The organism is Streptomyces sp. NPDC057424 (assembly GCF_042803315.1).
In the GTDB taxonomy this organism is placed as follows: domain Bacteria; phylum Actinomycetota; class Actinomycetes; order Streptomycetales; family Streptomycetaceae; genus Streptomyces.
In genome coordinates this window covers 1-3,044 of sequence record NZ_JBHVCP010000126.1, presented here as the reverse complement: position 1 = coordinate 3,044, position 3,044 = coordinate 1, and the positions used below count along the sequence as shown (strand labels likewise).

Below are 3,044 nucleotides of genomic sequence, written 5' to 3'. Positions count from 1 at the left end.
GACCGGGGCCCTTCCCTTTACGCCTGCGTCACGCCGTCAGGCCTTGACGCGGATTTGCGGGCGGAGCTTCGTGGTGATGTCGATGGCGGTGTCCTTGGAAGTGTCCCCGGCGGCGGTACCCGAGGAGACCACGGCGATGGTGCTGTAGTCGGCCCAGGCGCAGAACCAGTTGGTCTGCTCCTTCTTGGTCATGACGTTCTGACCCTTGAGCGCCTGGCACTTCATGACCGCGCCGTCGAGGTCCGCCTCCTCCGGCTCGCCGAGCACCTCGGTCTTGGAGCCGCTGCTGCTGGAGGAGTCCTTCTCGGCGGACTTCTTGAAGTTGGTGAAGAAGGCGTCCAGGGACGCCTCCGGGTCGGATACCTCGCCGTAGACACCGAAGTAGCTGACCCTCTTGGCCGTTGCCATCTCGGCGTCAGAGGACGGGTCCGAGGGGTCGTACTTGGTGGGTTCCACGTTGTAGTAGGTGGCCAGTACCGATGTGGCGTCCTTGACGCCGCTCTTGTCCAGCTCCTTGACCGAGTCATCGCCGACGGTCTGGCCGTCCTTCGTGATGCGGTTGTACTCGGCGAGCACCTTCGCCGGAGTCGCCAGCTTGTGCGGCCCGTCGTCCTCCAAGGCGCCCGCGCCGCCGCCTCCGCCGATCACGAAGTACGCGCCCACGCCGATCGCCGCCACGACCGCCACCGCGCCGATGATCAGCCCGGTCTTCTTCTTGCCGCCCGGGGCGGGAGGCTGGGGGACGCCGTACGGGGCCTGGCCGTAAGGCGGCGGCGGCTGCTGGCCGTACGGGGGCTGCTGACCATAAGGGGCCTGCTGGGGCGGGACGCCCTGCGGCGGCTGCTGGGGGTAGCCGTAACCGGGCTGGGGAGGAGGGGCCTGCTGGGGGTAGCCGTAGCCGGGCTGGGGCGCCTGCGGCGGCTGGCCGTACGGGCCCGGCTGACCGTACGGACCGGGCTGCTGGGGCTGCCCGCCGTACGGGCCCGGCTGGTTGTAACTCATGGTCTGGGTTCCCCTCCAGATGCTTGTGTGTTCCGGCCATCCTGGCGCAGACCCGTCGTGTGCATGGCATCGGGGCTCCCACCGTTACGAAGCAAACGCGTTTCGGGACAGGGTCGTGACACCTCTAAACTGACCCCCGTGACCGAGAACGCTCAGCAGCAGCCACCAGCGCCCAGCACCGACCTGCCGACCCAGTACGCGCCGGCCGACGTAGAGGGGCCGCTGTACGAGCGCTGGGTAGAGCGTGGTTACTTCGAGGCGGACGAGAAGAGCGACAAGCCGCCGTACACCATCGTCATCCCGCCGCCGAACGTCACGGGCAGCCTGCACCTCGGGCACGCCTTCGAGCACACGCTCATCGACGCCCTGACCCGCCGCAAGCGCATGCAGGGGTACGAGACGCTGTGGCAGCCCGGCATGGACCACGCCGGTATCGCCACGCAGAACGTCGTCGAGCGGGAGCTCGCCAAGGAGGGCAAGTCCCGCCACGACCTGGGCCGTGAGACGTTCGTCGAGCGCGTCTGGCAGTGGAAGGGCGAGTCCGGCGGGCAGATCAGCGGCCAGATGCGGCGGCTGGGCGACGGTGTCGCCTGGTCGCGCGAGCGCTTCACGATGGACGAGGGCCTCTCCCAGGCCGTCCAGACCATCTTCAAGCGGCTCTACGACGACGAGCTGATCTACCGCGCCGAGCGCATCATCAACTGGTGCCCCCGCTGTCTGACGGCCATCTCGGACATCGAGGTCGAGTACCAGGACGACGACGGCGAGCTCGTCTCCATGAAGTACGGCGACGGGGACGACACCATCGTCGTCGCCACCACCCGCGCCGAGACGATGCTCGGTGACACGGCCGTCGCCGTCCACCCCGACGACGAGCGGTACAAGCACCTGATCGGCAAGCAGGTCAAGCTGCCCCTGACCGACCGCTCCATCCCGGTCGTCGCGGACGAGCACGTCGACCCCGAGTTCGGCACGGGCGCCGTCAAGGTGACCCCGGCGCACGACCCGAACGACTTCGAGATCGGCCAGCGCCACGACCTCCCGGCCCTGACGGTCATGGACGAGCACGCGGTCATCACCGCCCACGGCCCCTTCCAGGGCCTGGACCGGCTGGAGGCCCGCTCGGCGATCGTCGCCGCGCTGCGCGCCGAGGGCCGGATCGTCGCGGAGAAGCGGCCGTACGTCCACTCGGTCGGCCACTGCTCGCGCTGCAAGACCACCATCGAGCCGCGTCTGTCCATGCAGTGGTGGGTCAAGGTCGGCCCGCTCGCGAAGGCCGCCGGTGACGCCGTCCGCGACGGGCGCGTCAAGATCCATCCGCAGGAGATGGAGAAGCGCTACTTCGACTGGGTCGACAATCTCCACGACTGGTGCATCTCGCGGCAGTTGTGGTGGGGACACCGCATCCCGGTCTGGTACGGGCCGAACGGTGAGGTCGTCTGCGTCGGTCCCGACGAGGAGCCGCCCGGGACCGAGGCCGAGGGCTGGCGTCAGGACACGGACGTCCTCGACACCTGGTTCTCCTCCGGCCTGTGGCCGTTCTCCACGCTCGGCTGGCCCGAACAGACCGAGTCGCTCGCGAAGTTCTACCCGAACTCGGTCCTGGTCACCGGCTACGACATCCTCTTCTTCTGGGTCGCCCGGATGATGATGTTCGGCCTGTACGCGATGGACGGCACCCCGCCGTTCCACACCATCGCCCTGCACGGCATGGTCCGCGACCAGTTCGGCAAGAAGATGTCGAAGTCCTTCGGCAACGCGGTCAACCCGCTGGACTGGATGGACAAGTACGGCTCCGACGCCCTGCGCTTCACCCTCGCCCGCGGCGCCAACCCGGGCGTCGACGTCCCGATCGGCGAGGACTGGGTCCAGGGCTCCCGGAACTTCGCCAACAAGATCTGGAACGCCACGCGCTTCGCGCTGATGAACGGCGCGACGGTCGACGGCCCCCTGCCGGACCCGTCGCGGATGTCGTCGACGGACCGCTACCCCGACCTCGCCGTCATCGAAGCCGGCAGCCGGACCCTGCGCACCCAGGGCGC

The 3,044-nt window shown here is 68.7% G+C and carries 2 protein-coding genes; one reads left to right on the top strand and one right to left on the bottom strand.

Annotated features, from left to right (window positions below; genetic code table 11):
• Positions 1-36: 36 nt before the first annotated feature.
• Positions 37-1,002, bottom strand: coding sequence for a hypothetical protein (locus ACFU3E_RS38360; RefSeq protein WP_384169442.1), 966 nt, complete (start codon positions 1,000-1,002; stop codon positions 37-39).
• A 138-nt stretch (positions 1,003-1,140) separates the two neighbouring features.
• Here ACFU3E_RS38360 and ACFU3E_RS38355 point away from each other — a divergent pair.
• Positions 1,141-3,044: valine--tRNA ligase (locus ACFU3E_RS38355; RefSeq protein ID WP_384169439.1), on the top strand; the 1,904-nt coding region annotated here is incomplete at its 3' end.

Bases quoted from the DNA above. Each gene is read 5' to 3' on its own strand.
- ACFU3E_RS38360 (WP_384169442.1), bottom strand. From the start codon at position 1,002: ATGAGTTACAACCAGCCGGGCCCGTACGGCGGGCAGCCCCAGCAGCCC.